The organism is Candidatus Dactylopiibacterium carminicum, assembly GCF_014736495.1.
Lineage (GTDB): Bacteria > Pseudomonadota > Gammaproteobacteria > Burkholderiales > Rhodocyclaceae > Uliginosibacterium > Uliginosibacterium carminicum.
On the sequence record NZ_MDUX01000054.1, the window covers coordinates 1 to 25,692 of the forward strand.

Here is a 25,692-nt window from a genome sequence, read left to right on the forward strand (position 1 = left end):
CCACTTGGTTGCCAGCTTAAGGCTTCGAAGTGTCTAGTGAACCGGGGGCGATTCAGTTTTCGGTCGGCGTCAACACTGCTGACGAAACGCGCTCAGCGGAGATCATGTCTCACGCGGCCTCGCTTGCCAGCGTGATCAATGCTCGGCTGCGTATCGTTACAGCGGACTCTCTCCAGGGCGTCCTGCTGTACTGGAAGCCTGAAAAGGGCTGGCATGAACTGTCGAGCGGGAGGCTGCCGACAAGCTGCAGGAGGTTCACGCCGATCTGCTGGAAGAAAGGGTCGCGTGATGGCAGATAGATCAAAGATCGAATGGACGGACGCAACGTGGAATCCCGTCACGGGATGCACGAAGGTTTCACCCGGCTGCAAGCACTGCTATGCCGAGCGCGAGTGGCCGCGCATGCAGAAGCTGGTGCCAGCCTATTCCGGGCGCGCATTTACCACCGTGCGGTGCCACCCGGAGCGCATTAAACAGCCACTGCGCTGGAGGCGCCCGCGCCGCGTGTTCGTCAATTCAATGTCGGACCTGTTTCATCACGATGTGCCGGATAGCTTCATTGCAGACGTGTTCAGGGTGATGCGCGAGGCTCGCCAACACACGTTTCAAATACTCACGAAGCGACCGGAGCGCGCAGTGCAATGGTTCAGCAAGATTCGTGAGTGGAACTCGTGCATGGTCTATCAGCGAGACGCCGAGCGCGCGGATTTCGTCGGCAAGGCTGATGCGTGGCCGCTGCCGAATGTCTGGATCGGCATCAGCGTGGAAGATCAGGCGGCAGCAGATGAACGTATTCCGTTGCTGCTGAAGATCTCAGCTGCCGTCCGATTTCTGAGCGTGGAACCGATGCTGGGGCCTATTAGCTTCGAGGGAATGTTTGCAAACCCATCGAACCCGGCTGATGGAACAAACATGCTCGAATGTATTGATTGGGTGATCGTCGGAGGCGAGTCCGGCCCAAACGCGCGCCCGATGCATCCTGCCTGGGGGCGCAGCCTTCGCGATCAGTGCGAGGTGGTCGGCGTGCCGTTTCTGTTCAAGCAGTGGGGGGCATGGGAAGCGGCAAATGTACATCCGCAAATGATCCCTGTTTATGTGAAGTCCTGCATTCTGAATACCGACGGAACGCTGTATCACGGCCCATCTCAGTCACGTCCCTGTGGCGCAGAGGGGATGCTGTGGGTGGGCAGGAAGGCAACCAACCGGCTGCTTGATGGGGCTGAGCACAATGCGTATCCGGGAGGTAAATGATGGTCGCCCGCACAAGATTCACTGCACGCCAAGCTCAGGCGCGCGACATACGCCACGACATCATCCGCGCCAAAATTGGGAAGGTGAAGATCGCCCTCAAGCAGCTGCAGATGGCGGATGACTCATACCGCGACCTGCTTGAGCGCATCACCGGCAATCGCACACTCACACTCTGCGTTGAGGGCGAGATCGATGCGGTGATCCGCGAGCTGGAGCGACTCGGGTTCAAGGCAACGACGCCGAAAACAACACGCAAGCTCGACGACTCGGAAGAGGGGCGCAAGATCCGCGCAATCTGGCTGCAGCTCCATGTCATCGGCGAGGTCAAGAATTCCAGCGAGCTGGCGTTACTGAAGTATGTGCAGCGGGTAGGGAAGGTCTCAGCCATTCAGTGGCTGTCAGCAGCAAAATGCGAAGTCGTCATCGAGTCATTGAAGAAATGGGCCGTCCGTGTTCTCCCAAACAAGATGGCCGAGCAGTGGAAGCAGCTCGCTGCTCAAGGCAAGCGCCAGGCCTATACACCCAGTGCGCTGGACGCATTCATTCGCTCAAAGATGGGGCCGAAGGCATACGAGCCCTACACCTACGACAACCTGCTGTCCTGCTGGGCTCAGTTGCATAGCGAATTGCAGAAGGATGCCCGCCATGCCTGATCAACTCACATTCCCTGAGCGTTATCCACCGTCGCTGCAACTGGTCGCAATCGCTGTGCATCGCTACTTGGTTGAGCATAAAATCCTGCCCCATCAGGAGGCAGCAGTAGCCGCCCTCGGTGCAGCTGAATCAGTCCGCACTGAAATCGGTGGCGGCCCGGTCTATATCGGCAAGGGCGCCTATTACGAAGCCGATGTGCGCGCACAGGAGATCTACGAGAAGTTCAACGGTCGCAACGGAGAGCAGCTCGAAAGGGAATACAAACTGACGCCCGAGCGCATCCGACAGATCGTCACCGAACGTATGAGGGCCGAACGCGCAAGTCGGCAGGCAAAGCTCCCCGGCCTCGACTGACAAAAAAGGGGCCGAACTGGCGGCCCCGTTGTTTTGCTCTGCGAAACGTTCTTTAAAGTCCGGTCCCGTTATTTCCTGTTTCGTCTCGCCTCATCCCGGATTTATCCCAGCACTTTCCCCGGGTTTATCCCTTCTCCTCTCAGGTAGCCGGGCTTTTTTCTGGGGCGCCGCCGGCGCGTGTTCAGAGGATGTCGAGGTTTTGTACGTTGGCCAGCAGATCCCGGTCGCCGTGGCGACTGTTGAGCTTGATCTGCAGGCGCAGGTCGTTCACCGAGTCGGCATTGCGCAACGCATCCTCGAAGGTGATCAGTTCGGCCTCGTAGAGATCGAACAACGCCTGATCGAAGGTCTGCATGCCGATTTCGCGTGAGCGTTTCATCACTTCCTTGATTTCGGCGACTTCCCCCTTGAAGATCAGGTCCGAGATCAGGGGCGAATTGAGCATCACCTCGATGGCCGGTACGCGGCCCTTGCTGCCTTTGCGTGGCAGCAGGCGCTGCGAAACCATGCCGCGCAGGTTCAGCGAGAGATCCATGAGCAGCTGGGTGCGCCGCTCTTCCGGGAAAAAGTTGATGATGCGGTCCAACGCCTGGTTGGCGCTGTTGGCGTGCAGCGTGGCCAGACAGAGGTGGCCTGTTTCGGCGAAGGCGATGCCGTAGTCCATGGTTTCGCGGTCACGGATTTCGCCCATCAGGATCACGTCCGGCGCCTGACGCAAGGTGTTCTTGAGGCCGGCCGCCCAGGAATCGGTGTCGATACCCACCTCGCGCTGCGTGATCACGCAGTTCTTGTGGGTGTGCACGAATTCGATGGGATCCTCCATCGTGATGATGTGGCCGTAGGAATGTTCGTTGCGGTAATCGACCATTGCCGCCAGCGAAGTCGTCTTGCCGGTGCCCGTCCCCCCCACGAAGATCACCAGTCCGCGCTTGGACATCGCCACGTCACGCAGGATGGATGGCAGGCCCAGTTCGTCCATGGTCGGGATCTTGGCCGCGATGGTCCGGGCCACCAGGCCGATGCGCCCTTGCTGCACGAAGGCGTTCATGCGGAAGCGGCCTATGCCCGAGGGCGAGATGGCGAAGTTGCACTCCTTGGTCGCTTCGAATTCCGCCGCCTGCTTGTCGTTCATCACCGCTCGGGCGATTTCCTGCGTGTGCTGTGGCGTGAGTACCTGATTCGATTGCGGCACGATCTTGCCGTCGATCTTGATGGCAGGCGGGAAGCCGGAGGTGATGAAAAGGTCGGAGCCTTTCTTGCTCACCATCAGCTTCAGCAGATCCTGCATGAATTTCAGTGCCTGGTCGCGTTCCATGATGTCTCCACACCGGCCGCTAGCGTAGCCGCATGCATGATTTGCTCGGGGTCAGGCGCTGCCGCCCGGGAATAGATCCTTGTTCGAGGCGCGGGCACGGGCCTCGGCGGCCGAGACGATGTTGCGCCGAACCAGTTCTTGCAGGTTTTGATCCAGTGTCTGCATGCTGTATTGCTGCCCGGTCTGGATCGAGGAATACATCTGCGCGACCTTGTTCTCGCGGATCAGGTTGCGGATGGCTGGTGTGCCGATCATGATTTCGTGGGCCGCCACACGACCCTGGCCATCCTTGGTTTTCAGCAGGGTCTGCGAGATCACCGCACGCAGCGATTCCGAGAGCATGGCGCGGATCATTTCCTTTTCTTCGGCAGGAAACACGTCAACCACACGGTCGACGGTCTTCGCGGCCGAAGAGGTGTGCAGCGTGCCGAATACGAGGTGGCCCGTTTCGGCGGCAGTCATCGCCAGGCGGATGGTTTCCAGGTCACGCAGCTCACCCACCAGCACCACATCCGGGTCTTCCCGCAGCGCAGAGCGCAAGGCATTGGAGAAGGAGTGGGTGTCGCGGTGTACTTCACGCTGGTTGATCAGGCAGCGTTTGCTCACGTGCACGAACTCGATCGGATCCTCGATGGTGAGGATGTGTTCATGGCGTTCTTCGTTGATGTAGTCGACCATCGCTGCCAGCGTTGTCGACTTGCCCGAACCTGTCGGGCCGGTGACCAGCACGATGCCGCGTGGCTGGTTGGAGATCTCCTTGAACACCTTGGGGGCGTTCAGATCCTCCAGCGATAGCACCTTGGAAGGAATGGTCCGGAACACCGCGCCGGCGCCACGATCCTGCATGAAGGCGTTGACGCGGAAACGTGCCATGTTCGGCACCGAAAACGAGAAGTCACACTCCAGGAATTCCTTGTACTGCTTGCGCTGCGAGTCATTCATGATGTCATACACCATGGCATGAACATCCTTGTGCTCCAGTGGCGGCAGGTTGATGCGGCGTACGTCGCCATTGACGCGGATCATCGGTGGCAGACCTGCGGAGAGGTGCAGGTCGGAAGCCTTGTTCTTGACGGAGAAGGCGAGCAGTTCGGTGATTTCCATGCTTGACGCTTCCTGGGGCAGAAGGTGGGTGGGGCTGACTGCTATACTTTTCGCGCCCGGAATCTGCTGCCGATCATGCCGTCAATGACGGCTGAAGCCGCCTGTGGCAAGCGTGGCGAAGATTCCCGGATGGCCTGAAAAAGGATAGTCGATTATATGCCCGGCATTGCCGAAAACCTCCTGGCTGTTCGTGCCAGCATCGATGCCGCCGAGCGGAAAGCCAGCCGCCACCCAGGCTCGGTGAGCCTTCTGGCGGTCTCCAAGAAATGCCTCCCCGAAGCCGTGCGCGAAGCCTTTGCCTTTGGTCAGCGTGAGTTCGGTGAGAACTACGTGCAGGAGGGACTGGAGAAGATTGCTGCGTTGGCGGATCTGCCGATCAACTGGCATTTCATCGGCCCGATCCAGAGCAACAAGACTCGCAGCATTGCTTCGGCTTTTGCCTGGGTGCACGCCATTGACCGGCTGAAGATCGCCGAGCGCCTGGCCGAGCAGCGCGATCCGGCATTGCCGCCGCTGAATGTCTGCCTGCAGGTGAATGTCAGCGGAGAAGAAAGCAAGAGTGGCGTGACGCCGGACGAATTGCCACCACTGGCATTGGCCGTGGCAGCCTTGCCTAATCTCTCGTTACGCGGCCTGATGTGCATTCCCGAGCCCACGGAGGATGAAATACTGCTGCGTGGCCGTTTCCGTCTGCTGGGGGCGCTGCTGGCGGATTTGCGCAGACTGCTGCCGCATGCGCCGCTGGATACGCTTTCCATGGGCATGTCTGGCGACATGTCGCTGGCCGTCGCCGAAGGGGCTACGATCGTCCGTGTGGGGACGGCGATCTTCGGAGCGCGGCCACGCAAGGTGGATCAGAGCCTGTAAGACCAACCCAGGCGAGCCAGCAGCCGTTCGAAGTCCCCGTCGGGGGCGGCTTGTAGCAGCAATTGCTCACCGGTACGCGGATGCTGCAACTCAAGGCGCGTGCAGGCCAGCAGCATCCGGTGGCAACCGAAATGCGTGGCAATCAGGCGATTGTGCGCGCCCTTGCCATGTGTGGCGTCGCCGATGATCGGGTGGGAAATATGCTTGAGGTGGCGGCGCAGCTGGTGACGTCGCCCTGTTTCGGGGTGCAGGCGTACCAGTGCGTAGCGGCTTGTCGGATAACGATCATCCGCCGCCAGAGGTAGCTCCATGCGGGCCAGGGTTTCGTAGCGGGTCAGGGCGGCTTGGGCATACGGCTCACCACGCTGCGGCAGGCGAGGGTCATTGTCCGGTTTCAACGGGTGGTCGATGCTGCCGGAGTCCTCGGGCCATCCGCGAACGACTGCCAGATATTCCTTCAGTACCTCGCGGGTTTCAAAGGCCTGGCCTGCCAGTGCGAGCGTTTCGCGGTCCAGCGCGAACAGCAGCACCCCCGAGGTGCCACGATCCAGCCGATGCACCGGCCATACCCATTGCCCGATCTGCTGACGCAGCAGTTGCACGGCAAACAGCGTCTCGTGGCGATCCAGCTCACTGCGATGGACCAGCAGACCGGAGGGCTTGTGTACTGCGACGAGATGATCGTCTCGGTACAGGATGGGCAGATGCAAAGCGTTCAGGCCAGCAGGCGTTGCAGCCAGGCCGGCGGCTCGACGCTGTCGAGCAGGTTCTTCAGATGCAGGCCGAGCTCCGTATCGCCTTCGATGCGCAGCTTGCGCTGGAAGAAGAGTGTGTCCGGATCTTCGATACGGCGCAGCAGCTTCAGGTAGTCCGCTGTACTGGCGCGAAAGCTGACATCGGCGGGCGCATCGCTGTCGCCCGGCCGGAAGCGGCCGTCGACATAACGCAAGGTGGCACGTGCGCCGAGATCTTCCACCAGGATGCGCAGGCTGCGCCCTTCGAGAAAGCTGAAGTCCGCATCTAGCTGTCCCGTGGCACGGGCCAGCGTGAGCGCGGCACAGAGTGCATCGCTCCACGGGCGTTGCGGCAGGCGCGGGCCCAGCGTGGCGAGGAGTTTCGGGGGTTTCAATTCAGTCAGCATGGGTCAGTTCTCCGAACTTGATACCTTCGTGGCCGAACCAGTAGCCATCGCAAAGCTCGCCGCCAAGGGGGGCCAACGCGTCGCTGGTAACCGTCTGACCATCCAGGGCTGCGCGGTGCAGGGCGATCAAGCGCGCAGTATCGCGCGATTGCGGGCTGATGCGCAGACCGGTGACGCCACAGGCCCGGATGTCCGGCAGATAGGGCAGCAGGGCCTGCACTGCGCCGGATTGCGTCTGGATGCCATTGATGGCGAGAAAGTGCTGACCTTCACGAGTATCCAGCGGCAGGCCGTCCGGGAATTCAAGGCAACGGAACTGGCAGTCGTCCTTCTTCAGGTTGAAGTGGCGGGCCGTGAAACAGCGGGCAGAGAATGCCAGCGGCAGGCGCCCCCAGGCGAATAGTTCGGTCTCCATGCTTTCCGGCGCCTCCTGCAGCAGTCGTCCCAGGCGCTGACGATCCATCTCTACCGGCGGCACCCAGCGCACGGCACCCATGCCGGCGAACAGTTTCAGTGTGACGGCGTTGTAGATGTTCAGGTGCGGACCTGCGACCCAGCGGCTGCCACGCAGCAGGCCGGCCGCTCCGAGATCGTTGGCTTCGACGAGGAATTCGCCATTGCCACACAGCCGGCGCAGAGTCTTGAGTTCGCTTTCGGATTCGAGCAATGCCTGACAGGAGAGCACGACTTCCTTGCCCGCCTGTGCCAGTTCGCGCGCCAGCCCAAGCCAGTCATCCAGGCGGACCTGCTGGCGGCGGCTACAGACGACTTCACCGAGATGGATGGTGTCGACCGCCCAGTCCGCCGCTTCGCGATAGAAGGCGAGAACCTGGTCACGGGGCCAGAAGTAGAGTAGAGGACCTAGAGTCAGTTTCATTGGTTTTCCCAAAATGGGTGAAGGCGCGTAGCGAGCGGGCCTGAGGCAAGGCGGCGAGCGCAGACAGTGCTATTGCACGGCGAGCGAGCTAACGCGGCACAAGGCCCGCGCAGTAGCGCAATCGCCCATTTTTACTTCCAGGGGCGCAGATACGCCCCGAGTGTCACGTGCTGGCCTTCGGAAACCTTGCCCAGCGCGGCATCCCAGGCCGGACGGGGGCTGAAGCGTTGCGGGTCGGTACAGGCTGCGTCGATGGCAGCACGCAGCGTGCGCGTGACTTCCGCGACATAGGCCGGGCTGCGCTGGCGGCCTTCCACCTTGATGGCGGCCACGCCGATGCGCAACAGTTCGGGCAAGGCGCTGATCACGTTGAGGCTGGTCGGCTCCTCCAGGGCGTAATAGGTTTCTCCGCCAACCGCAAAGCGGCCTTTACACAAGGTGGGGTAACCGGCCGACTCGTCATTGCCGTATTCATCGATGAGGATGCCGGACAGACGTGCCTGGGTGCCGCGCGGGGTTTCTACCCAGCGGACCGCCTTGGCCGGCGAGCATACACCTGCCGTGTTGGGCGATTCGCCCGTGGCATAGCTGGAGAGCAGGCAACGCCCTTCCACCATCACGCACAGGCTGCCGAAACCGAAGACTTCGATTTCGATGTCGGTGTGGGCGATCACATGCTCCACCTGAGGGAGCGTCAGTACGCGAGGCAGTACGGCGCGGCTGATGCCAAAGGCATCGCGGGCGAAGTTCAGCGCCTCGTAGCTTGTCGCCGAGCCTTGCACAGAGAGGTGTCGGCGAAGCTGTGGGTGTGTGCGGGCGGCATAGTCGAGCAGGCCAGGGTCCGCCAGGATCACGGCATCCACACCGAGATCCGCAGCGAAATCCACAGCCTGTCGCCAGCGGGCCTCCTCACCGGCCTGTGCATAGGTGTTGATCGCCATGAGTACCTGGCGGCCACGGCTGTGTGCATAGCGGATGCCTTCGCGGGCGGCATTCTGGTCGAAATTCAGACCAGCGAAGTTGCGGGCGTTGGTGGCATCCTTGAGGCCCATGTAAACCGTGTCGGCGCCATGATCGACTGCTGCTTTCAGGGCGGGAAGGCTGCCAGCGGGGCAGACCAGCTCGGGTTTGCGCATGGAAATGGAGCCAGGACGAAAATCGGCTCGCCAGTCTAGCAGCGCAGCGGCAAGGCGCCTTGCCCTGAATCAAGCCGGTTTTCACGTGACAAGGGTTTGAAGAATGCCGCTGCAAATGCCGTAGAATCCTTGCTTCTTTCGGGAGCGCATCGTGCGCTTCAGGTTTTTTAGGTGGCTTATAGCAGGGGACCTCTCATGGCCAAGGGCGACATCATCCAGCTGAAATTCGAAGACTTCACCGATTCCGATACCGGTGCGCGCGTGACGCGCCTGACCCCGGTTGACGTGACTTGTCACCGTAATTACTTCTACCAGAAGTGCTTCACCAACGATGGCAGCAAGCTGTTGTTCGGTGGCCTCTTCGATGGCGGCAGCTGGAACGCCTACCTGCTGGACCTGAAGACCCAGCAAGCGCGTCAGCTTACTGATGGCAAGGGCAAGGTCGACAACACCTTCGGCAACTTCCTGTCGCCGGACGACAAGTACCTCTACTACGTGAAGGGCGGCCGCGAGCTGCGTCGTGTGGCACTGGATTCGCTGGAAGAACAGGTGCTCTACACCGTGCCGCAGGGCTACAAGGGCTATGGCACCTGGGTGGCCAACTCTGCCTGTACCAAGCTGGTCGGCATCGAAGTGGTGGAGGGAGATCTGCTGCCGCTCAAGACTTGGGAAGAATTCGCCGAGCAGTACCACATCCGCGTTGCCGCCTGGTGCGCATCGATATCGAATCCGGCACGGCCAGCGTGATCTACGAACAGGCCAAGTGGATGGGGCACCCGCTGTATCGTCCGTTCGACGACCACACCGTGGCTTTCTGCCATGAAGGTCCGCACGATCTGGTCGACGCCCGCATGTGGTTCGTCAATGAAGACGGCACGAATGTGCGCAAGGTCAAGGAGCACGAGCAGGGCGAGTCCTGCACGCACGAATTCTTCACCCCCGATGGTTCGAAGATGATCTACGTGTCGTACAAGGAAGGTAGCGTCGAACGCTGGATCTGCTCGGCCGATCCGGTCACGCTGAAGAACGATGCATTGCTGACCATGCCGGCCTGCTCGCACCTGTACTCGAACTACGATGGTTCGCTGCTGGTGGGCGATGGCTGCGACACGCCGCCGGATGTTTCCAACACCGCTGCGCATACGCACGAGAACGATCCCTTCCTGTACCTCTTCGACTTGAAGGACAACTCCACGAAGAAGATCGCCAAGCACAGCTCCTCGTGGAAGGTGTACAAGGAAGACCGTCAGGTGACCCACCTGCATCCGTCCTTCACGCCGGATGACAAACGCGTGCTGTTCACCTCGGACTTCGAAGGTGAGCCTGCGTTGTATCTGGCCGATCTGCCGAAGTAAGCATTCTCTGCATGAAGGAAACGGGCCCGCGGGCCCGTTTTCATTTCTGCCCAGGCGCGCCCACCGTTACGACCCCGTTCGTGTTGAGGCATCGAAGCATGGGCGGGCGCCAGTTGTGCCCAGATGCGGCGCAGCGGAATCCGGGGGATGAATACTGGTGCGGAGACGGCCTAGGATCCCGACGGATCAACGCCCTGCCTGTGCCAGTGCGCCGGGGGTGTAGCTCCATTGCTTTTGCCAAGCCGCATGTACTGCGTTTGGATAGGCCGCCTGACCCAGACTGCCGTTGTAGCGACCGAGTGCCCGGAAAAGGTTGCCCTTCTCGATATCCAGATAGTGACGCAGGATGGTGCAGCCATAGCGCAGGTTGGTGCGCAGGTGGAAAAGGTTGTGATCGGGCGTGCCGATGGCCTTTGTCCAGAACGGCATCACCTGCATCAGGCCGCGTGCACCGGCTCCTGAAATGGCGTATTTGCGGAAGCCGCTTTCAATCTGGATCAGGCCCAGTACGAGTTGCGGATCCAGCCCGGCACGCTGTGCTTCGTAATACACGGTGAGCAGCAGATCCTCACGTTCGCGCTGATTGGGGATGCGTTTTGCGAGGCGTTCGGACATCAGGCCGAGCCAGCGTTGGCGTTCGTCAGGCGACTGGAACAGGGGTTCGGGCGCGGCCATATCCGCGACGGCAGCGTGGAGTGCCGCCTGGACGCTGGCGGAGAGGTCTTCTTCTCGCTGCGCGCCCGCCAGCACCAAGCTGGGCGCGATGACCAGCAAGGCGGACAGCAGGAGCGGAAGACCTCTTCCTTGCATCACTTCAGCAGTGCCAGCAGCGCTTCGGCAGCGCCTTCGGCAGGCAGACGTGTGGCTTCGGACTGACGGCGGCCCTGGTACTCGATCTGCCCTTCCTTCAGGCCGCGGTCACCGATCACCACACGGTGAGGCACACCGATCAGCTCCCAGTCGGCAAACATCACGCCAGGGCGCTCGTCGCGATCGTCCAGGATCACGTCGATACCCGCACTCTTCAGCGATTCATAGAGTGCGGTGGCCGTATCACGTACGGCTTCCGAACGGCTCCAACCCATCGGGCAGATCACCATGCGGAAGGGGGCGATGGCGTCCGGCCAGATGATGCCGCGCTCATCGAAGTTCTGCTCGATGGCGGCACCCATGATGCGCGTCACACCGATGCCGTAGCAGCCCATCTCCATGACTTGCTCCTTGCCGTCCTCTCCGATGAACTTGCAGCCCATGGCTTCAGAGTAGCGCTTGCGTAGCTGGAAGATATGGCCGACTTCGATACCACGGCAGATGGCCAGAACGCCTTTGCCGTCAGGCGAAGCGTCGCCAGCCACGGCATTGCGTATATCTGCAGCTTCGGGCTCCGGGAAATCGCGGCCGAGATTCGCACCAGTGTAATGCTGGTCGTTTTCGTTGGCGCCGATCACGAAGTCCGCCATGCTGGCGACCGTGCGATCCATGTAGATCTGGCCCTTGAAGCCGATCGGGCCGATGGAGCCCGGATCGGCGCCGAAGGCCTCGCGGATCGAAGCTGGCGTGGCAAAACGCAGCGGCGAGAACACGCCGGGCAGTTTGGCAGCCTTGATCTCGTTGAGTTCGTGGTCGCCGCGCAACAGCAGCAGCACGGGCTTGCCATCTTCACCTTCGACGATGACCGACTTCACCGTCAGACGTGCGTCGATCTTCAGGAAGGTCGCGAGCTGCTCGATGGTCTTGGCGCCGGGCGTGTGGACCTTGGTGAGCTCGGCAGACGGGGCGGGGCGGGGCGATGCGGGCGCGACGGCTTCGGCCAGCTCGACGTTGGCGGCGAAGTTGGAATCCGGGCTGTAGGCGATGGCGTCCTCCCCGGTTTCTGCGATCACGTGGAATTCGTGCGAACCAATGCCACCGATGGCACCGGTATCGGCTGCCACGGCCCGAAACTGCAGGCCAAGGCGGGTGAAGATGCGCGAATAGGTGTCATACATATTGCGATATTCGCGCTGCAGATCCTCGAAGCTCACATGGAAGGAGTAGGCATCCTTCATCGTGAATTCGCGGCCGCGCATGATGCCGAAGCGAGGGCGGCGTTCATCACGGAACTTGGTCTGGATCTGGTAGAGGTTGCGCGGCAGCTGGCGATAGCTGCGGACATCCTGGCGCACGATGTCGGTAATGACTTCCTCGGAGGTCGGCTGAACCACGAAATCGCGCTCATGGCGATCCTTGAAACGCAGCAATTCATCGCCCATCTTGTCGAAGCGGCCAGTCTCTTGCCAGAGCTCGGCTGGTTGCACGATAGGCATGGAAAGCTCCACGGCGCCGGCGCGGTTCATCTCCTCGCGGACGATGGCCTCGATCTTGCGGATCACGCGCAGCCCCATCGGCATGTAGTTGTAGATGCCGGCGGAAAGCTTCTTGATCATGCCGGCGCGCATCATCAGCTTGTGACTGACGATTTCTGCATCGGTGGGGGCTTCCTTGAGGGTAGAAAGGTAGAACTGACTGGCGCGCATGGCAGAACGAGACCCGGATCGATGAAACCCAGAATTGTAACTGAGCACCAGCGGGCAGGAGCAGCCGTGCCGGCCAGAGGTTTCCTTGGGCGGGGAACTGTGGAAGAATCGGCGCAAACGTTCAATTTGCAGGTGATTCCATGCTCGATCGGGACGGCTATCGCCCCAATGTCGGCATCGTCATCGCCAACCCGCACAACGAGGTCTTCTGGGGCAAGCGCATCCGCGAACATTCCTGGCAGTTTCCGCAAGGTGGCATCAAGCAAGGGGAAAGCCCCGAGCAGGCGATGCACCGCGAGCTCTACGAGGAAGTCGGCTTGCGTCCCAAGCATGTGCATGTGCTCGCCCGGACCCGTGACTGGTTGCGCTACGACGTGCCCAAAAACTGGATCAAGCGCGAATGGCGCAGCACATATCGGGGCCAGAAGCAGATCTGGTTCCTGTTGCGGCTGGTCGGGCGCGACAGCGACATCAGTTTACGTGCCAGCGGGCATCCGGAATTCGATGCTTGGCGCTGGACCGATTTCTGGGTGCCGCTCGATTCCGTGATCGAGTTCAAGCGCGGCGTATATAAGGCGGCCCTGAATGAGTTGTCGGGCAGCCTGTTCGAGGGGGCAGGGGATCGCCGTCCTCCAGCGTATCGAGGCGAAGTCGTTCGCTGACAGGGGGCGCCATGGATCGTTTCATCCTTCACTTCGACCGTATCCTGCGCACGCTTGCGGCTACGCCGCAAAGCGTGCAGCCAACGCCGGGCGCCGAGTTGCCGGAAGCCTCGCTGAGTGATGCCGAGCGTGCCCACATGGCAGGCCTGATGCGGGTCAATCACGTCGGCGAAGTCTGTGCTCAGGCGCTATATCAGGGCCAGGCGATGACTGCGCGCGATGATCATGCGCGCGAGGCACTGGATCACGCCGCGCATGAGGAAGTCGAGCATCTGGCCTGGACGCAGCAGCGCATCCGGGAGCTGGGCGGGCGTACCAGCCTGCTCAATCCATTGTGGTATGGCGGTGCGTTGAGCATCGGTGTGCTGGCCGGAATTGCAGGAGATCGCTGGAGCCTCGGGTTCGTGGCCGAAACCGAGCGTCAGGTCGAAGCGCATCTGAATGATCATCTGGCTCAAGCGCCAGAATCCGACGGACGTAGCCGCGCGATCATCGAACAGATGCGTGATGACGAACACGAGCATGCCGAGATGGCGCGTGCCATGGGCGGCGAGTCCCTGCCGCAGCCAGTGCAGTTGGTGATGCGGGCGGCTGCGAAGGTGATGACCACGCTTGCCTACCGCATCTGATCAGCCCGCCTTTCGCGACTGAAAAACCTTCAGGCTACGGTTTCCACGATCTCGAAGTCGTGCGTGATCTCGGCCGTCTTGCCCAGCATGATGGAGGCCGAGCAGTACTTGTCGGCCGACAGCTTGATTGCGCGCTCCACGATCTCCGGTTTCAGGTTCGCACCGCTGACGGTGTAGTGATAATGGATGCGGGTGAATACCTTCGGATCCGATTCGGCGCGTTCCGCATTCAGTTTGACGGAGCAGCCGACAATCGCATGGCGTCCCCGCTTGAGGATCAACACCACATCGTAGGCGGTGCATCCTCCTGCGCCCGCGAGGATCAGCTCCATCGGACGCGGAGCCTGGTTCTGTCCGCCCAGATCGGCGGCGCCTTCCATGTGTATGTCGTGGCCGCTGCCGGTGCGCGCCTCGAAACGCGCATCGCCTTGCCAACTGATGGTGCACTCCATGTCTTGCTCCTTGGTCACAGGGTCGGCAAGTGTAGCTTGTCACCTCGCCAAAGGGGCTCTACTGCGAGGGTGCTGCGCCTGAAGAAGATTTGTCAGACATATGTAGTAGGAAAGCCAGATTCCTGCGGGAGAGGCTGACGAATAACTACATTGGAATCATGTGTTTAAGCAATTAGTCTGGCTTATATGCGAATAGAAACATTCTTCTCTTCGAATTCTTGCGCCGACCTGCCTCCTTGGTCATAATGAAGTCGTGTTGATCGTTGCTCCTGACTTGTTTCTGGTTAAAATCAATTGATCCAAAGCTTGTCTCCTCCACCCTCCTCCTTTGGTGTGGACTTGGCGCAGCTCCCACAAGGAGCTGCGTTTTTTTCGTTCCTGAAACGGAGCGGGCGCCGCGTAACATGCGGCACGTTGATATAGAGTGTACAAGGTGTTTGACATTGGTTTGATGTCGCGCCTATACTTGCCGACTTTCTGCGTACAGGCATTCTCTGTGTGCGAACGACAAAACAAGAGAACTAAAGGAAACTCTGATGAAGACCTTTTCCGCCAAGCCGCATGAAGTGACGCACGACTGGTTCGTCGTCGATGCGACCGACAAGGTGCTTGGTCGTCTGGCCAGCGAGATTGCCCGCCGTCTGCGTGGCAAGCACAAGGCCATCTATACGCCTCACGTGGATACCGGTGATTTCATCATCGTGACCAATGTCGAGAAGCTGCGTGTGACTGGCGACAAGGCACTGGACAAGAAGTACTACCGCCACTCCGGTTATCCGGGCGGTATCTACGAAACCAATTTCACCAAGCTGCAGCAGCGCTTCCCCGCTCGCGTGCTGGAGAAGGCCGTGAAGGGCATGCTGCCCAAGGGCCCGCTCGGCTACGCGATGCTCAAGAAGCTCAAGTGCTACGCTGGCGGTGCGCATCCGCACGCTGCCCAGCAGCCCAAGGTGCTGGATATCTAATCGAGGAGCGAGCAAATGCCCGTTGGTCAGTACAACTATGGTACGGGTCGTCGCAAGACTGCGGTGGCTCGCGTGTTCATCAAGGCCGGTTCCGGCAAGATCGTGGTGAATGGCAAGCCGGTCGACGAGTTCTTCTCGCGTGAAACCGGCCGCATGATCGTGCGTCAGCCGCTGCAACTGACTGAAACCAGTGATCGTTTCGACATCCTGGTGAATGTGGTTGGTGGTGGTGAATCCGGCCAAGCCGGTGCTGTCCGCCACGGTATCACTCGTGCGCTGATCGATTTCAGCCCGGAACTGAAGCCCGCGCTGAAGAAGGCTGGTTTCGTTACCCGCGATGCCCGTGAAGTCGAGCGCAAGAAGGTCGGTCTGCGCAAGGCCCGTCGCGCCAAGCAGTTCTCGAAGCGTTGATCACCTCCGCTTCAATCAAAAGCCCGCGCTGGTCGCGGGCTTTTTGTTTTGCAGGAATCCGATCGAGATGCATTGAGTTGGATACGAGGATCTTCTGGTCATGCTGAGTGAACTCCCTGTGTTCCTGTTGGCGGCAGGCAAGAGCTTTCTGTTCGTGCTCGCGACCTTGCTGCCCATCCTGAACCCGGCAGCGACAGCCCCCATTTTTCTGGGACTGACTGAAGGCGCTGCGGAAAGCACGCGTGCGCAGCTGGCACGCCGGATCGCGCGCAACATGCTCGGCTTGATGGCGGGCTCGATGCTGGTGGGTTCCTATGTGCTTGATTTCTTTGGTATCTCGTTGCCGATCGTGCGTGTCGGGGGGGCATGATCGTGGCGGCTACCGCCTGGCGCATGCTGACGGCCACGCCTGCCAACATGGATAGCCGCAGCGAACTGGCGGAAGCCTTCACCCCCGAGCATGCTCGGCGCCAGGCCTTCTATCCGCTGACCTTTCCCATCAGCTGCGGCCCCGGCTCGATTGCGGCTGCGATTACGGTCGGGGTTACCCTGCATGACGCACGCTTGACCCTGTCGCTGGCCAACATGGGGGGAGCCCTGCTGGCCCTGGCGGTGATTGCCGTGGTGCTGTCCCTGGCCTTTCGGTATGCACAGCAGTTGCTCAAGCCGCTGGGGGAGACGGGAGCCATCGTCTTCCTGCGCTTGTCTGCCTTCATCCTGTTGTGCCTGGGGGTTCAGATCGTCTGGGATGGGGTCAGTGTTTTGCTGCTGTCCGTGCTGCACCCCTGAAATCAAGACGCCCTCTTGCGAGGGCGTCTTTCCATCTTCTGTGAGGTAACGAGGACTCAGCCTAGGCGTTTGTCGCGTTCGATCAGCGCATAAGCCGAGTGATTGTGGATGGATTCGAAATTCTCGGATTCGACCACGTAGGCAACGATGCGCGCCTCCTCGTTGAGCCGTCCGGCCACATCACGCACCAGATCCTCGACAAACTTGGGATTGTCGTAGGCGCGCTCGGTCACGTATTTTTCGTCCGGGCGCTTGAGCAGCCCCCACAGCTCGCAGGATGCCTGGGATTCGGCAATCTCCACGATCTCCTCGATCCACGTCGATGCATTCGTTTCAGCGGTAATGGTGATGTGCGAGCGCTGGTTATGTGCTCCGTACTCCGAGATCTTCTTCGAGCAGGGGCACAGGCTGGTGACAGGTACCACTACCCGCGTACGCAGCTTGTACTCGCCACCAGCACTGATCTCGCCGATGAAGGTTACGTCGTAGTCCATCAGGCTTTCCACGCCCGAAACAGGGGCCTTCTTCTTGATGAAGTAAGGAAACCGCATCTCCAGGTAGCCAGTCTCGGCTTCCAGGCGCTTGACCATCTCACGCAGCATCGGCTCGAAGGATTCCACCGATATCTCGCGTTCCTGGGTATTCAGGATCTGGACGAAGCGTGACATGTGCGTGCCCTTGAAGTGATGGGGCAGGCCGACATACATGTCGAAAGTGGCCACGGTGTGCTGTACGCCGCCTTCTCCACGGTCCAGAACCTTGACCGGGTGGCGGATGGATTTGATGCCGACCTTGTTGATGGCCAGGTGGCGGCGGTCTTCAAAGCCCTGTACGTCAGGAATCGAAACGGAGGAGTTCATGCGGGGCCTGCGGGTTGTGCACCTTTGAAGGTGACATTTTGTTGGGGGAAGTCAGTCTAGGAAACCCGAAAAAAAAGCTCAACTATTGACGATATAGGCTGGGTGCGCCTGAATGCGTCGCTGGATGCCCTGGGCGTCGAGTTTCACATCACGCAAAAGCTGGGCCTGATCGCCGTGATCGATGAAATGGTCCGGCAAACCCAGGCGCAGCAAGGCTGGCGGTCGAGCACGAGACTCCAGCAGACGAGCTACTTCACTGCCGGCTCCACTGATTGTCGCGTTTTCTTCCAGCGTGACGAGAAGCTGGTGGCGATCTGCCAGGATTTCAATGAGCTCAACGTCCAATGGCTTGGCAAACCGCATGTCCACCACGGCAGCATCCAGCGTGTCAGCCGCCTGCAGTGCTTCGTGCAGCAAGCTGCCAAAGGCAAGAATGGCGGGGCCCTTGCCCTCCCGGATTACCCGTCCCTTGCCAACGGGCAGCACTTCCTGGCTGCCAGCTTCAGGCAGGTTGCCGGCGCCACCACCGCGGGGGTAGCGGACTGCCGTGGGGCAATCCAGGCTGAAAGCGGTGTTCAGCATCAACTGGCATTCACGTTCGTCGCTGGGCGTCATCACTACCATGTTAGGGATGCACAGCAGATAGGAAAGATCGAATACGCCGTGGTGTGTCGCACCGTCGGCACCGACCAGCCCGCCGCGGTCGACTGCCAGCATGACCGGCAGGTTCTGCAAGGCGATGTCATGGATCAGTTGATCGTAGGCGCGCTGCAGGAAAGTGGAATAGATCGCTACGACCGGTTTCTGGCCTTCGCAGGCGAGTCCGGCGGCAAAGGTCAGGGCGTGCTGCTCGGCGATGCCCACATCGAAATAACGATCAGGATGCTCCTGCTCGAAACGTACTAATCCGGAACCTTCGCGCATGGCAGGTGTGATCGCTACCAGGCGCGGATCGCGCACGGCGGCATCACAGATCCAGTCGGAGAAAACCTGTGTGAAAGTGAGTTTGCCGCTGCCTTTGCCTGTCTGGATGCCTGCGGCCTGATCGAACTTGCCGACGCCGTGGTACAGGGTGGGATTGGCTTCCGCAAGCTTGTAGCCCTGCCCCTTGCGTGTGATCACGTGCAGGAACTGCGGGCCCTGAAGGTTGCGGATGTTCTGCAGTGTCGGGATCAATGCATCCAGATCATGCCCGTCAATAGGGCCGATGTAGTTGAAGCCGAATTCCTCGAACAGCGTGCCGGGCGTGACGAGCCCCTTGACGTGTTCTTCCACCCTGCGCGTGATCGACGAGCCGAGTACCTTGGCGCTGGCGCGGCGTGCCGCAGCATAAGTGCGACCGGAGAGCATGCGTGCGAGGATCTTGGTGAGAGCGCCCACAGGTGGCGAGATCGACATCTCGTTGTCGTTGAGCACCACCAACAGCGGCGCGTCGGTGACGCCGGCGTTGTTCAGTGCTTCGAACGCCATGCCGGCCGACATCGCGCCATCGCCGATGACTGCGACGGCATGGCGATCCAGTCCGCGCTGGCGCGCGGCGACGGCCATGCCCAGCGCGGCGGAGATGGAGGTCGAGGAATGCGCCGTGCCGAAGGTGTCGTATTCGCTCTCGCAGCGCCGAGGAAAGCCGGAAATGCCGTCGTACTGGCGCAGCGTGGTCATACGGTTGCGCCGCCCGGTAAGAATCTTGTGTGAATAGGTCTGGTGGCCAACGTCCCACACGATGCGGTCGTCAGGTGTGTTGAACACGTAGTGCAGCGCGATGGTCAGCTCGACGGTGCCGAGGTTGGAGGACAGGTGCCCTCCGGTGCGCGAAACGGATTCGACGAGAAAGGCGCGCAGCTCTTCGGCCAGCTGCGGCAGTTGCCGGCGATCGAGCTCGCGCAGTTGCGCGGGCGCGTCGATCGTTTCCAGCAGCGGATATGTGCTCATGGGCGGTTGGCCTTATGGAGAGAGGCGCTCAGAACTGGCGGCTGACGATGTAGTGGGCGAGCTCGCGCAGGCGCTGTGCGCGTTCGCCGAGCTCCTGCAGCGAAGCTTCGGCCTGGGCCGCCAGTTCGGATGCCAGCAGGCGGGATTCGCTCAGTCCGAGGATGCTGACGTAGGTCGGCTTGTCATGGGCTGCATCCTTGCCGGCAGTCTTGCCCAGCGTGGCGGTGTCTGCCGTGGTGTCCAGGATGTCGTCGACGACCTGGAACAGCAGGCCGATGGCGCGGGCATAGTGGTCGAGGGCCTGCAACGAAGGCTCGTCGATTTCCCCGGCCAGTGCGCCCAACAGCACGGCGGCGCGAATCAGGGCGCCGGTTTTGTGCAGGTGCATGACTTCCAGTTCCTCGCGCGTCAGCGCAAGACCCACGGAGGCCAGATCGATGGCTTGTCCCCCGGCCATGCCCCGCGAGCCCGAGGCACGCGCCAGCGTATGGACGGCACGCAACTGGCGGGCCGGATCGGCGAACAGACCGGGCGCCGAAAGCAGGTCGAAGGCGAGGGTCTGCAGCGCGTCGCCCACCAGCAGGGCCGTGGCTTCGTCGTATTGCACGTGTACGGTCGGTTTGCCGCGGCGCAGGGCATCGTCGTCCATGCAGGGCATGTCGTCATGCACCAGCGAATAGACGTGGATGCATTCGAGCGCGCAGGCCGCCGCATCCAGGCGTTCGGAAGGCGCACCGGTCAGCGCGCCGGCGGCATAGGCCAGTAGCGGGCGTACGCGCTTGCCGCCGCCCAGAGTGGTGTAGCGCATGGCTTCGTGCAGGCGCCCGGGCTGCAGACCGGCTGCGGGCAGGCTGCGTTCGAGTGCAGATTCGGCACGCTGTTGCTGCTGCCGCATCCAGTCACTGAAGGAAATGTCGCTCATGCTTGATCTTCCCCGGGGCGTTCGACGAGCTGCCCGTCTTCGAGTTGGCGGATCTTCTGCTCGGCAGCCGTCAGCGTGGACTGGCAGTGACGCAACAGCGAGATGCCGCGCTCGTAGCTGGCCAGCGCTTGCTCCAGTGGCAGGTCATCCCGTTCCATGGCTGCCACGATGCCTTCCAGCTCGCGGATCGCCTGCTCGAAATTCTCGGGGGTGGTGTGGGGCTTGCTTTTGACCATGCGGAACTCGGCGTGCGTAAGGAGGGGCCGGCAGAAACCCGCAAGTATAATTTAATGTTCTGTCTTTCCGGCTCAAAAGGATGTCGTTGCCCATGGCCGAGCGAAGCGTCACCGCTGCCACCGAAAACCCGCAATTGCCCGTGGCTGCGTATTCCGACGCTACCCTGTTCGAGGCCGATCACAACGAGGTAGGGGCCCTACCAGACGCCGATTGAAGACGGCATGCGCCATTCTCACGCGTTCTACCGGCGGGTGATGGGCGGTAGGGCAGTTTCCTTGGTGCTGAGTAACGAGGACTGAGTGGAAGGCTTTTGCGAGCCGCGGCTTGCAACCTCGCTGCAGCGCGACGGAGGGGCGTGGATCAGGTGGAAGCCGGCTCCCCCGCTACTGCACCGATGATGCGCAGGCGCACCCTACGGCAGAAGCCTTGTGGTTTGGTGGTAAGAAAAGCGGGTCCACAATGTCGCGCCTTCAGCCTTCAGCCCAATTTCGGCCGCACGATCTGCTGGCGTATCTCTTCCTGGCCGGGGAGTGCATCGGCGCTCCAGCGGAGCACGCGCAGACGCCGTTCACGCAGCAGGGCCTGCGCCTGATCGAGCATGTCCTTTTCGTTCGGACGTTCGATGATGATCGCTACCGCCGGGCTGAAATCCTTGCGGCAGATGACGAAATCGATCTGTATCCGGGGCGGCCGGGGTGTATCGGGCAACAGGCTTGCGATGTCCACACAGCACATCATCGGCAACTGGGGGAATTCAGCCCGCAGCAGAACGTACAGGGTCTGCACCGCATCGGTGAGCGGCAGGAAGCGGGCTGGCGGCCCGGAAGGCATTGGCCGTGGCGGTGGGGCTGGTGGCGTGGGGCGCTCTGGTCCTGCCTTTTCATGGAGCAGCAGTGCAAGCTGGCCCGCATCGTAATCATCGTTGCGGTGGCCGTAATTCTCCTGCCAGTTGCGCCAGGCACGATAGGCCCAGTAGCCGCCACCGCCGAGCAGACCCGCGAACAGCAACCATCCGATCATCTGCCACCCCCTCCGTGAATCTCCGGCCGGATTTTACCGGCCCCGGATTCACAGGCGGCTGGCGGGCGTCATCAGGCTTCCGCCTTTGGTCCAGGCGTGCCGGCAAGATCTGCGAGGATGGGGCAGTCCGGGCGGGAATCGCCAGCGCAGCAATCGGTCAGCTCGCTGAGCGTCGAGACCATCTGTTGCAGTTCTGCGATGCGAGTCTGCAGATCGGCGATATGGGTTGCGGCAATGCGCTTCACGGCCGCGCTGCTGCGTTGCTTGTCCTGCCAGAGCGCCAGCAGGCCACGAATTTCCTCGATGGAGAACCCCAGCTTTCGGCTGCGGGCGATGAACCGTAGGGTATGCACCTGCTGGGCGCCGTACAGGCGATAGTTGGCTGAGGTACGCGGAATATCCCCTAGCAGCCCCAGGGTTTCGTAATGGCGGATCATCTTGACCGAGACGCCACTGGCCCGGGCCGCCGCACCGATGTCGCGGAATCCGGCGGCCTGGGCTTCGGCGTGTTCGAGCGCAGTGTTCATGGTCGTTTGCTCCGGCGGAGGACTGCCTGGAGCTTTGACCTTCCAGGCACTGAATGCGTGTTGCGCATACCATCGGGCAGGCAAGCTGCCCACCCGATCAGTGGGGCCTGCGGCTCAACAGCAGGGCATTGCTCACCACGCATACACTCGAGGCGGCCATCGCTGCGCCAGCGATCACCGGATTGAGCAAGCCGGCGGCAGCCAGCGGCAGCCCCGCCAGATTGTAGATGAAGGCCCAGAACAGGTTCTGCCGGATCTTGCGCGTAGTCCGGCGCGAGAGTTCCAGTGCCTCGGCCACCAGTCCCGGGTCCGGGCGCATCAGCGTGATGCCGGCGGTATTCATGGCCACATCGGTGCCGCTGCCCATGGCGATGCCGACGTCGGCAGCCGCCAGCGCCGGTGCGTCGTTGATGCCGTCGCCCACCATCGCGACCGGGCCGTGTGCCTGCTGCAGTTCCGTGACGATACGTGCCTTGTCGGCCGGAAGTACTTCGGCCCGCAGTTCGTCCACGCCCATTTGCGAGGCAATGGCCTGGGCACTGGCCGCGTGGTCGCCGGTGAGCATCACGGTGCGCAGACCGGCGGCTTTCAAGGCGGTGATTGCGGCGGCGGCTTCAGGCCGCGCTTCGTCACCGAAGGCCAGCAGTGCGAGCACGCGTGCTTCGCCACCGAGCTGTGCCAGCCAGGAGACGGTGTGACCGCGTGCCTGGTGCGGTGCGGCCCAGGCGGCAAGTCCGCTGCAATCCAGGCCCAGCTCTTCCATCCAGCGCAGGCTGCCCAGAGCATGGGGTTGTCCCTCGATTTCTCCCCGGATACCGCGCCCGGGTTCCGTGCGCAGCGCTTGGGCCGCCTGGGCCGCTGGGCTTGCGCTGAGTACGGCGCGCGCCAGCGGATTTTCGCTGCCGGCCTGCAACGAGGCAGCAATTCGTAATGCTCCATCGTTACCGGCAGTCTGGCCGGGGGCTGTTTCCAGCGCGATCAGCGCGGGCTTGCCACGCGTCAGCGTGCCGGTCTTGTCGAAAGCCACCACACGGACCTGACGTGCCCGTTCCAGTGCCGAGGCATCGCGGATCAGGATGCCGCGCTGTGCCGCCGCACCCGTGCCCGCCATGATCGCGGTGGGGGTGGCCAGTCCCAGTGCACAAGGGCAGGCGATCACCAGCACGGCCACGGCATTGAGCACGGCCTGTGACCAGTCACCGCCCAGCCAGCCCCAGCCGAGCAGGGTGAGCAGGGCGATCACCAGTACCACCGGGACGAACACCGCGGCGACACGATCGACCAGTTGCTGGATCGGCGCCTTCGCGGCCTGTGCGTTCTCCACGAGCTGGATGATGCGTGCGAGCGCGGTCTGGGCGCCAACGGCGCTGACACGCAACGCCAGATGACCCGCGCCATTCACACTGCCGCCGATCAGCACATCGCCGTTGCGTTTGGCGACTGGCAGGCTCTCGCCGGTGATCAGGGATTCGTCGATTTCGCTTTCGCCTTCGATCAGTACCCCATCCGCCGCGATTCGCTCGCCAGGGCGGACCAGCACGATGTCACCCACCTTCAGCGCAGCGGCAGGTAGCTCACGCTCACCCTCCGGGGTGCGGACCCGTGCGACTTCCGGCCGCAGTGCCTGCAGTGCTCGGATGGCGGCTCCGGTCTGACGGCGCGCGCGCGTCTCCAGCCACTTGCCCAGCTGCACCAGCGTGATCACCACGGCAGAAGCCTCGAAATAGAGGTGGCCGGCGTCACTCGCCAGCAGTTGATGGACGCTGAGCCCCCAGGCCGCGCTGGTGCCCAGGGCCACGAGTACATCCATGTTGCCGCTGCCCGCGCGTATCGCCTTCCAGCCCGAACGATAGAAGCGTGCGCCGAAGACGAATTGCACCGGTGTGGCGAGCAACAGCTGCACCCAGCCCGGCAGCATCCAGTGCACACCGAAGGGCAGGGCTAGCATCGGCAGCACCAGCGGCAGACTGAGTACCACGCTGGCGAGCAGCGCAAATCCTTGCCAGCGCGCGGCGGGGGAGGCCTGTGGCGCCGATGTGGCCTGACGCGGCGCGCCATCCAGGCCGACGCGGCGCAAGGCTGCGATCAGTGGCTCGGGGTCGGCGTCCAGGCGTGTCTGCACACGCGCCGATTCGGTCGCGAGATTCACCGTCACTTCGCTGACGCCTTCGACGCTTGCCAGTGCCTTTTCCGCCCGGCTGACGCAGGAGGCGCAGCTCATGCCGGAAACCTGCAGGTCGAGGCTGCGGGTCGGCACCGAAAAACCGGCGCGGCCAATGGCCGCCAGCACCTCCGGCAGGGCTGCTGCGCCACTGATGCTGGCGCGTTCGCTGGCAAGATTCACGCTGGCTTCCGCGACACCGGGGGTGGCGCGCAGCACGCGTTCCAGGCGCGCCGAGCAGGCGGCGCAGGTCATACCCTCGATGGGCAGGGAATAGTGTTGTGATGTGCTCATGGCAGGACTCCAGTCGATGCTGGTCAAACGATAATCCTTGCCATCATAGCAAGGTCAACGATGTGTGCAGTCTTGACCCTTCCTGCGTGGGAGGGATGATCATCCAGCTACCGGTCGTGCTTGTCCGCGACCTTCATCGTCAGAGGAGAACACCATGTACGAATTCACCGTGCCAGACATTCATTGCGGCGGCTGCGCCAAGACCGTCACTCGCGTGCTGGGCGAACTCGACCCGGCAGCCGTGGTCGATATCGACGTCGAAAAGAAGCACGTCAGCGTGCGTACCGCACAACCGCGCGAAGCAGTGGTTGCACGCCTGACCGAAGCGGGTTTCGCGCCCGCCTGAAGCGGCTTGACGCTGCTTGCACGCGAAGCCTATCGTGACGCGCCGGCAATGACCGGCGCTTTTCTTCTGGAAACGGTGTCTTCGTATGCGCAGATCAATCTTGTCCATCCTTGCCCTGACTCTGGCCTTGAGCGGCCTGGCCGTGGCTCAGTCGCTGACGCCGGCACCGGTCAGCACCGTGGACTTGAGCGAACGCCCGGTCGCGTCCAACCCGGGGCCGCAGAGCCAGCTGCGGCTGGGCGATGCGCTGTATACCGGCCATTTCAGGGTCAATGACGAAACCGGTCTGATGACGGGCGAACTCGAGATCCGCTGGGACAACGGCAGCCGTTTCCAGGGCCGGCTGGTGGATGGGAAGCGCCAGGGGCAGGGGCGTTTCACTTGGCCTGATGGCCAGTATTACGACGGCGACTGGCGCGACAACCAGGCGACCGGGCAGGGCGTGATCCAGTATGCGAACGGAGACCGCTACACCGGTCTGGTGCGCGATGGCGTGCCCGATGGTGAGGGCGAAAAGCGCTATGCGCCGCGCGGTGAGCGTTACGAAGGCAGCTGGCGCGCCGGTCTGCGTGAAGGAGAAGGGCGTTTCACCTGGGCCAGCGGGCAATCCTATACCGGGCGGTGGCAGGCCGATGAACCCGAGGGCGAGGGGCTGCTGAACTATCCCAATGGCGACAGCTATCGAGGTTAGCTGACGGCAGGTGCGCCTCAAGGGCGCGGCGTACGCATCCTGGCCAACGGCGAGTGAATCGCCCCCGGTTCACTAGACACTTCGAAGCCTTAAGCTGGCAACCAAGTGGAGGTGTCTATGAGTAGCAAGCGATACACGGAAGAGTTCAAGATTGAAGCGGTCAAGCAAGTGACCGATCGCGGACATAGCGTTGCGGACGTTGCCGGGCGACTGGATGTGAGCAT

At 61.8% G+C, this 25,692-nt stretch carries 28 protein-coding genes and 2 pseudogenes; 14 read left to right on the plus strand and 16 right to left on the minus strand.

Annotation, left to right across the window (positions count from 1 at the left end; all coding sequences use genetic code 11):
- The first annotated feature begins 288 nt into the window (after window positions 1-288).
- The 3 genes from BGI27_RS14010 to BGI27_RS14020 are packed head-to-tail and all read left to right on the plus strand — an operon-like array spanning window position 289 to window position 2,259.
- Window positions 289-1,251, plus strand: coding sequence for a DUF5131 family protein (locus tag BGI27_RS14010; RefSeq protein WP_095525463.1), 963 nt, complete (start codon window positions 289-291; stop codon window positions 1,249-1,251).
- The gene (locus BGI27_RS14015) at window positions 1,248-1,904 is read left to right on the plus strand and encodes a regulatory protein GemA (protein WP_095525464.1); all 657 of its coding nucleotides are present in this window, start codon (window positions 1,248-1,250) and stop codon (window positions 1,902-1,904) included. The genes BGI27_RS14010 and BGI27_RS14015 overlap by 4 nt, the downstream gene beginning before the upstream one ends.
- On the plus strand, window positions 1,897-2,259 hold the full coding sequence (locus BGI27_RS14020; protein WP_170943049.1) for a Mor transcription activator family protein: 363 nt from the start codon (window positions 1,897-1,899) through the stop codon (window positions 2,257-2,259). The genes BGI27_RS14015 and BGI27_RS14020 overlap by 8 nt, the downstream gene beginning before the upstream one ends.
- Before the next feature lie 181 nt (window positions 2,260-2,440).
- Here the strand turns inward: BGI27_RS14020 and BGI27_RS14025 are convergent, their stop codons facing one another.
- Together BGI27_RS14025 and BGI27_RS14030 are read right to left on the minus strand one after the other, a co-directional pair.
- Entirely contained in the window at window positions 2,441-3,574 is a 1,134-nt protein-coding gene (locus BGI27_RS14025) for a PilT/PilU family type 4a pilus ATPase (RefSeq protein WP_095525466.1), read from the minus strand.
- 51 nt (window positions 3,575-3,625) lie between these two features.
- On the minus strand, window positions 3,626-4,678 hold the full coding sequence (locus tag BGI27_RS14030) for a type IV pilus twitching motility protein PilT (RefSeq protein WP_095525467.1): 1,053 nt from the start codon (window positions 4,676-4,678) through the stop codon (window positions 3,626-3,628).
- Between the two features lie 156 nt (window positions 4,679-4,834).
- Between BGI27_RS14030 and BGI27_RS14035 the strand changes: the two genes are divergently transcribed.
- On the plus strand, window positions 4,835-5,545 hold the full coding sequence (locus tag BGI27_RS14035) for a YggS family pyridoxal phosphate-dependent enzyme (RefSeq protein ID WP_095525468.1): 711 nt from the start codon (window positions 4,835-4,837) through the stop codon (window positions 5,543-5,545).
- Here the strand turns inward: BGI27_RS14035 and BGI27_RS14040 are convergent.
- From BGI27_RS14040 to ubiU, 4 genes are all read right to left on the minus strand, one after another.
- Window positions 5,533-6,255 (minus strand): pseudouridine synthase, encoded by a 723-nt coding sequence (locus tag BGI27_RS14040; protein WP_223871817.1) that lies wholly within the window; start codon window positions 6,253-6,255, stop codon window positions 5,533-5,535. The two genes, BGI27_RS14035 and BGI27_RS14040, sit on opposite strands and share 13 nt — an antisense overlap.
- A gap of 5 nt (window positions 6,256-6,260) precedes the next feature.
- Window positions 6,261-6,686 (minus strand): ubiquinone anaerobic biosynthesis accessory factor UbiT, encoded by a 426-nt coding sequence (gene ubiT / locus BGI27_RS14045; RefSeq protein WP_095525469.1) that lies wholly within the window; start codon window positions 6,684-6,686, stop codon window positions 6,261-6,263.
- Window positions 6,676-7,563: a ubiquinone anaerobic biosynthesis protein UbiV gene (gene ubiV, locus BGI27_RS14050; RefSeq protein ID WP_095525470.1), complete on the minus strand. Its 888-nt coding sequence runs from the start codon at window positions 7,561-7,563 to the stop codon at window positions 6,676-6,678. Before ubiV ends, ubiT begins: the two co-directional genes overlap by 11 nt.
- 131 nt (window positions 7,564-7,694) lie before the next feature.
- Window positions 7,695-8,699: a ubiquinone anaerobic biosynthesis protein UbiU gene (gene ubiU / locus BGI27_RS14055; RefSeq protein ID WP_095525471.1), complete on the minus strand. Its 1,005-nt coding sequence runs from the start codon at window positions 8,697-8,699 to the stop codon at window positions 7,695-7,697.
- Window positions 8,700-8,894: 195 nt separating this feature from the next.
- Here ubiU and BGI27_RS14060 point away from each other — a divergent pair.
- A pseudogene (locus BGI27_RS14060) lies at window positions 8,895-10,054 on the plus strand (oligogalacturonate lyase family protein).
- Window positions 10,055-10,240: 186 nt separating this feature from the next.
- On the opposite strand, the gene BGI27_RS14065 reads toward BGI27_RS14060, so the two are convergent.
- Both BGI27_RS14065 and BGI27_RS14070 read right to left on the minus strand, forming a co-directional pair.
- Window positions 10,241-10,864: a lytic transglycosylase domain-containing protein gene (locus BGI27_RS14065; protein WP_095525472.1), complete on the minus strand. Its 624-nt coding sequence runs from the start codon at window positions 10,862-10,864 to the stop codon at window positions 10,241-10,243.
- Complete coding sequence (locus BGI27_RS14070; RefSeq protein ID WP_095525473.1) at window positions 10,864-12,570, minus strand: proline--tRNA ligase; 1,707 nt, start codon at window positions 12,568-12,570, stop codon at window positions 10,864-10,866. Before BGI27_RS14070 ends, BGI27_RS14065 begins: the two co-directional genes overlap by 1 nt.
- A 140-nt stretch (window positions 12,571-12,710) precedes the next feature.
- Here BGI27_RS14070 and BGI27_RS14075 point away from each other — a divergent pair, with 140 nt between their 5' ends.
- Window positions 12,711-13,232: an RNA pyrophosphohydrolase gene (locus BGI27_RS14075; protein WP_095525474.1), complete on the plus strand. Its 522-nt coding sequence runs from the start codon at window positions 12,711-12,713 to the stop codon at window positions 13,230-13,232.
- Window positions 13,233-13,243: 11 nt separating this feature from the next.
- On the plus strand, window positions 13,244-13,861 hold the full coding sequence (coq7, locus tag BGI27_RS14080) for a 2-polyprenyl-3-methyl-6-methoxy-1,4-benzoquinone monooxygenase (RefSeq protein WP_095525475.1): 618 nt from the start codon (window positions 13,244-13,246) through the stop codon (window positions 13,859-13,861).
- A gap of 29 nt (window positions 13,862-13,890) precedes the next feature.
- Here the strand turns inward: coq7 and BGI27_RS14085 are convergent, their stop codons facing one another.
- Window positions 13,891-14,313, minus strand: a complete 423-nt coding sequence (locus BGI27_RS14085) for an OsmC family protein (RefSeq protein WP_095525476.1) — start codon at window positions 14,311-14,313, stop codon at window positions 13,891-13,893.
- Between the two features lie 536 nt (window positions 14,314-14,849).
- Here BGI27_RS14085 and rplM point away from each other — a divergent pair.
- The 3 genes and pseudogenes from rplM (at window position 14,850) to BGI27_RS14100 (ending at window position 16,478) form a co-directional block, all read left to right on the plus strand.
- A complete protein-coding gene (gene rplM, locus BGI27_RS14090; protein ID WP_095525477.1) occupies window positions 14,850-15,278 on the plus strand; it encodes a 50S ribosomal protein L13 in 429 nt (142 codons plus the stop codon).
- A gap of 15 nt (window positions 15,279-15,293) precedes the next feature.
- Complete coding sequence (rpsI, locus tag BGI27_RS14095) at window positions 15,294-15,689, plus strand: 30S ribosomal protein S9 (protein ID WP_095525478.1); 396 nt, start codon at window positions 15,294-15,296, stop codon at window positions 15,687-15,689.
- A gap of 100 nt (window positions 15,690-15,789) precedes the next feature.
- Window positions 15,790-16,478 (plus strand): annotated as a pseudogene (locus BGI27_RS14100) (MarC family protein).
- Window positions 16,479-16,534: 56 nt separating this feature from the next.
- Here BGI27_RS14100 and folE2 read toward each other — a convergent pair.
- The 4 genes from folE2 to BGI27_RS14120 all read right to left on the minus strand — a co-directional run bounded on the left by folE2 (window position 16,535) and on the right by BGI27_RS14120 (window position 20,428).
- Window positions 16,535-17,338 carry a GTP cyclohydrolase FolE2 gene (gene folE2 / locus BGI27_RS14105; RefSeq protein ID WP_095525479.1) on the minus strand — a complete coding sequence of 268 codons (804 nt, stop codon included), beginning with the start codon at window positions 17,336-17,338 and terminating at the stop codon, window positions 16,535-16,537.
- Between the two features lie 78 nt (window positions 17,339-17,416).
- On the minus strand, window positions 17,417-19,270 hold the full coding sequence (dxs, locus tag BGI27_RS14110; RefSeq protein ID WP_095525480.1) for a 1-deoxy-D-xylulose-5-phosphate synthase: 1,854 nt from the start codon (window positions 19,268-19,270) through the stop codon (window positions 17,417-17,419).
- A gap of 28 nt (window positions 19,271-19,298) precedes the next feature.
- Window positions 19,299-20,192 carry a polyprenyl synthetase family protein gene (locus BGI27_RS14115; RefSeq protein WP_095525481.1) on the minus strand — a complete coding sequence of 298 codons (894 nt, stop codon included), beginning with the start codon at window positions 20,190-20,192 and terminating at the stop codon, window positions 19,299-19,301.
- On the minus strand, window positions 20,189-20,428 hold the full coding sequence (locus tag BGI27_RS14120; RefSeq protein WP_095525482.1) for an exodeoxyribonuclease VII small subunit: 240 nt from the start codon (window positions 20,426-20,428) through the stop codon (window positions 20,189-20,191). Before BGI27_RS14120 ends, BGI27_RS14115 begins: the two co-directional genes overlap by 4 nt.
- Window positions 20,429-20,520: 92 nt before the next feature.
- On the opposite strand from BGI27_RS14120, the gene BGI27_RS18560 reads away from it, so the two are divergent.
- Window positions 20,521-20,643 carry a hypothetical protein gene (locus BGI27_RS18560; RefSeq protein WP_263406638.1) on the plus strand — a complete coding sequence of 41 codons (123 nt, stop codon included), beginning with the start codon at window positions 20,521-20,523 and terminating at the stop codon, window positions 20,641-20,643.
- Between the two features lie 263 nt (window positions 20,644-20,906).
- Here the strand turns inward: BGI27_RS18560 and BGI27_RS14125 are convergent, their stop codons facing one another.
- From BGI27_RS14125 to BGI27_RS14135, 3 genes are all read right to left on the minus strand, one after another.
- Window positions 20,907-21,449 (minus strand): hypothetical protein, encoded by a 543-nt coding sequence (locus BGI27_RS14125; protein WP_095525483.1) that lies wholly within the window; start codon window positions 21,447-21,449, stop codon window positions 20,907-20,909.
- Between the two features lie 71 nt (window positions 21,450-21,520).
- Window positions 21,521-21,976, minus strand: coding sequence for a Cu(I)-responsive transcriptional regulator (gene cueR / locus BGI27_RS14130; RefSeq protein WP_095525484.1), 456 nt, complete (start codon window positions 21,974-21,976; stop codon window positions 21,521-21,523).
- Between the two features lie 97 nt (window positions 21,977-22,073).
- Window positions 22,074-24,431 carry a heavy metal translocating P-type ATPase gene (locus tag BGI27_RS14135; RefSeq protein WP_095525485.1) on the minus strand — a complete coding sequence of 786 codons (2,358 nt, stop codon included), beginning with the start codon at window positions 24,429-24,431 and terminating at the stop codon, window positions 22,074-22,076.
- 154 nt (window positions 24,432-24,585) lie between these two features.
- On the opposite strand from BGI27_RS14135, the gene BGI27_RS14140 reads away from it, so the two are divergent.
- From BGI27_RS14140 to BGI27_RS14150, 3 genes are all read left to right on the plus strand, one after another.
- A complete protein-coding gene (locus BGI27_RS14140; RefSeq protein WP_095525486.1) occupies window positions 24,586-24,777 on the plus strand; it encodes a heavy-metal-associated domain-containing protein in 192 nt (63 codons plus the stop codon).
- Between the two features lie 100 nt (window positions 24,778-24,877).
- Window positions 24,878-25,468, plus strand: coding sequence for an MORN repeat-containing protein (locus BGI27_RS14145; RefSeq protein ID WP_170943048.1), 591 nt, complete (start codon window positions 24,878-24,880; stop codon window positions 25,466-25,468).
- 117 nt (window positions 25,469-25,585) lie between these two features.
- A partial coding sequence (locus tag BGI27_RS14150; protein WP_141239830.1) for a transposase occupies window positions 25,586-25,692 on the plus strand: 107 nt, incomplete at its 3' end.

Coding starts and splice junctions, on each gene's coding strand:
- BGI27_RS14035 (WP_095525468.1), top strand. CDS start 4,835: ATGCCCGGCATTGCCGAAAACCTCCTGGCTGTTCGTGCCAGCATCGAT.
- cueR (WP_095525484.1), bottom strand. CDS start 21,976: ATGAACACTGCGCTCGAACACGCCGAAGCCCAGGCCGCCGGATTCCGC.
- BGI27_RS14135 (WP_095525485.1), bottom strand. CDS start 24,431: ATGAGCACATCACAACACTATTCCCTGCCCATCGAGGGTATGACCTGC.
- BGI27_RS14120 (WP_095525482.1), bottom strand. CDS start 20,428: ATGGTCAAAAGCAAGCCCCACACCACCCCCGAGAATTTCGAGCAGGCG.
- coq7 (WP_095525475.1), top strand. CDS start 13,244: ATGGATCGTTTCATCCTTCACTTCGACCGTATCCTGCGCACGCTTGCG.
- BGI27_RS14085 (WP_095525476.1), bottom strand. CDS start 14,313: ATGGAGTGCACCATCAGTTGGCAAGGCGATGCGCGTTTCGAGGCGCGC.
- BGI27_RS14020 (WP_170943049.1), top strand. CDS start 1,897: ATGCCTGATCAACTCACATTCCCTGAGCGTTATCCACCGTCGCTGCAA.
- dxs (WP_095525480.1), bottom strand. CDS start 19,270: ATGAGCACATATCCGCTGCTGGAAACGATCGACGCGCCCGCGCAACTG.
- BGI27_RS14070 (WP_095525473.1), bottom strand. CDS start 12,570: ATGCGCGCCAGTCAGTTCTACCTTTCTACCCTCAAGGAAGCCCCCACC.
- BGI27_RS14010 (WP_095525463.1), top strand. CDS start 289: ATGGCAGATAGATCAAAGATCGAATGGACGGACGCAACGTGGAATCCC.
- ubiU (WP_095525471.1), bottom strand. CDS start 8,699: ATGCGCAAACCCGAGCTGGTCTGCCCCGCTGGCAGCCTTCCCGCCCTG.
- rpsI (WP_095525478.1), top strand. CDS start 15,294: ATGCCCGTTGGTCAGTACAACTATGGTACGGGTCGTCGCAAGACTGCG.
- BGI27_RS18560 (WP_263406638.1), top strand. CDS start 20,521: ATGGCCGAGCGAAGCGTCACCGCTGCCACCGAAAACCCGCAATTGCCC.
- BGI27_RS14015 (WP_095525464.1), top strand. CDS start 1,248: ATGATGGTCGCCCGCACAAGATTCACTGCACGCCAAGCTCAGGCGCGC.
- BGI27_RS14065 (WP_095525472.1), bottom strand. CDS start 10,864: ATGCAAGGAAGAGGTCTTCCGCTCCTGCTGTCCGCCTTGCTGGTCATC.
- BGI27_RS14125 (WP_095525483.1), bottom strand. CDS start 21,449: ATGATCGGATGGTTGCTGTTCGCGGGTCTGCTCGGCGGTGGCGGCTAC.
- ubiV (WP_095525470.1), bottom strand. CDS start 7,563: ATGAAACTGACTCTAGGTCCTCTACTCTACTTCTGGCCCCGTGACCAG.
- ubiT (WP_095525469.1), bottom strand. CDS start 6,686: ATGCTGACTGAATTGAAACCCCCGAAACTCCTCGCCACGCTGGGCCCG.
- BGI27_RS14140 (WP_095525486.1), top strand. CDS start 24,586: ATGTACGAATTCACCGTGCCAGACATTCATTGCGGCGGCTGCGCCAAG.
- BGI27_RS14075 (WP_095525474.1), top strand. CDS start 12,711: ATGCTCGATCGGGACGGCTATCGCCCCAATGTCGGCATCGTCATCGCC.
- BGI27_RS14030 (WP_095525467.1), bottom strand. CDS start 4,678: ATGGAAATCACCGAACTGCTCGCCTTCTCCGTCAAGAACAAGGCTTCC.
- folE2 (WP_095525479.1), bottom strand. CDS start 17,338: ATGAACTCCTCCGTTTCGATTCCTGACGTACAGGGCTTTGAAGACCGC.
- rplM (WP_095525477.1), top strand. CDS start 14,850: ATGAAGACCTTTTCCGCCAAGCCGCATGAAGTGACGCACGACTGGTTC.
- BGI27_RS14115 (WP_095525481.1), bottom strand. CDS start 20,192: ATGAGCGACATTTCCTTCAGTGACTGGATGCGGCAGCAGCAACAGCGT.
- BGI27_RS14025 (WP_095525466.1), bottom strand. CDS start 3,574: ATGGAACGCGACCAGGCACTGAAATTCATGCAGGATCTGCTGAAGCTG.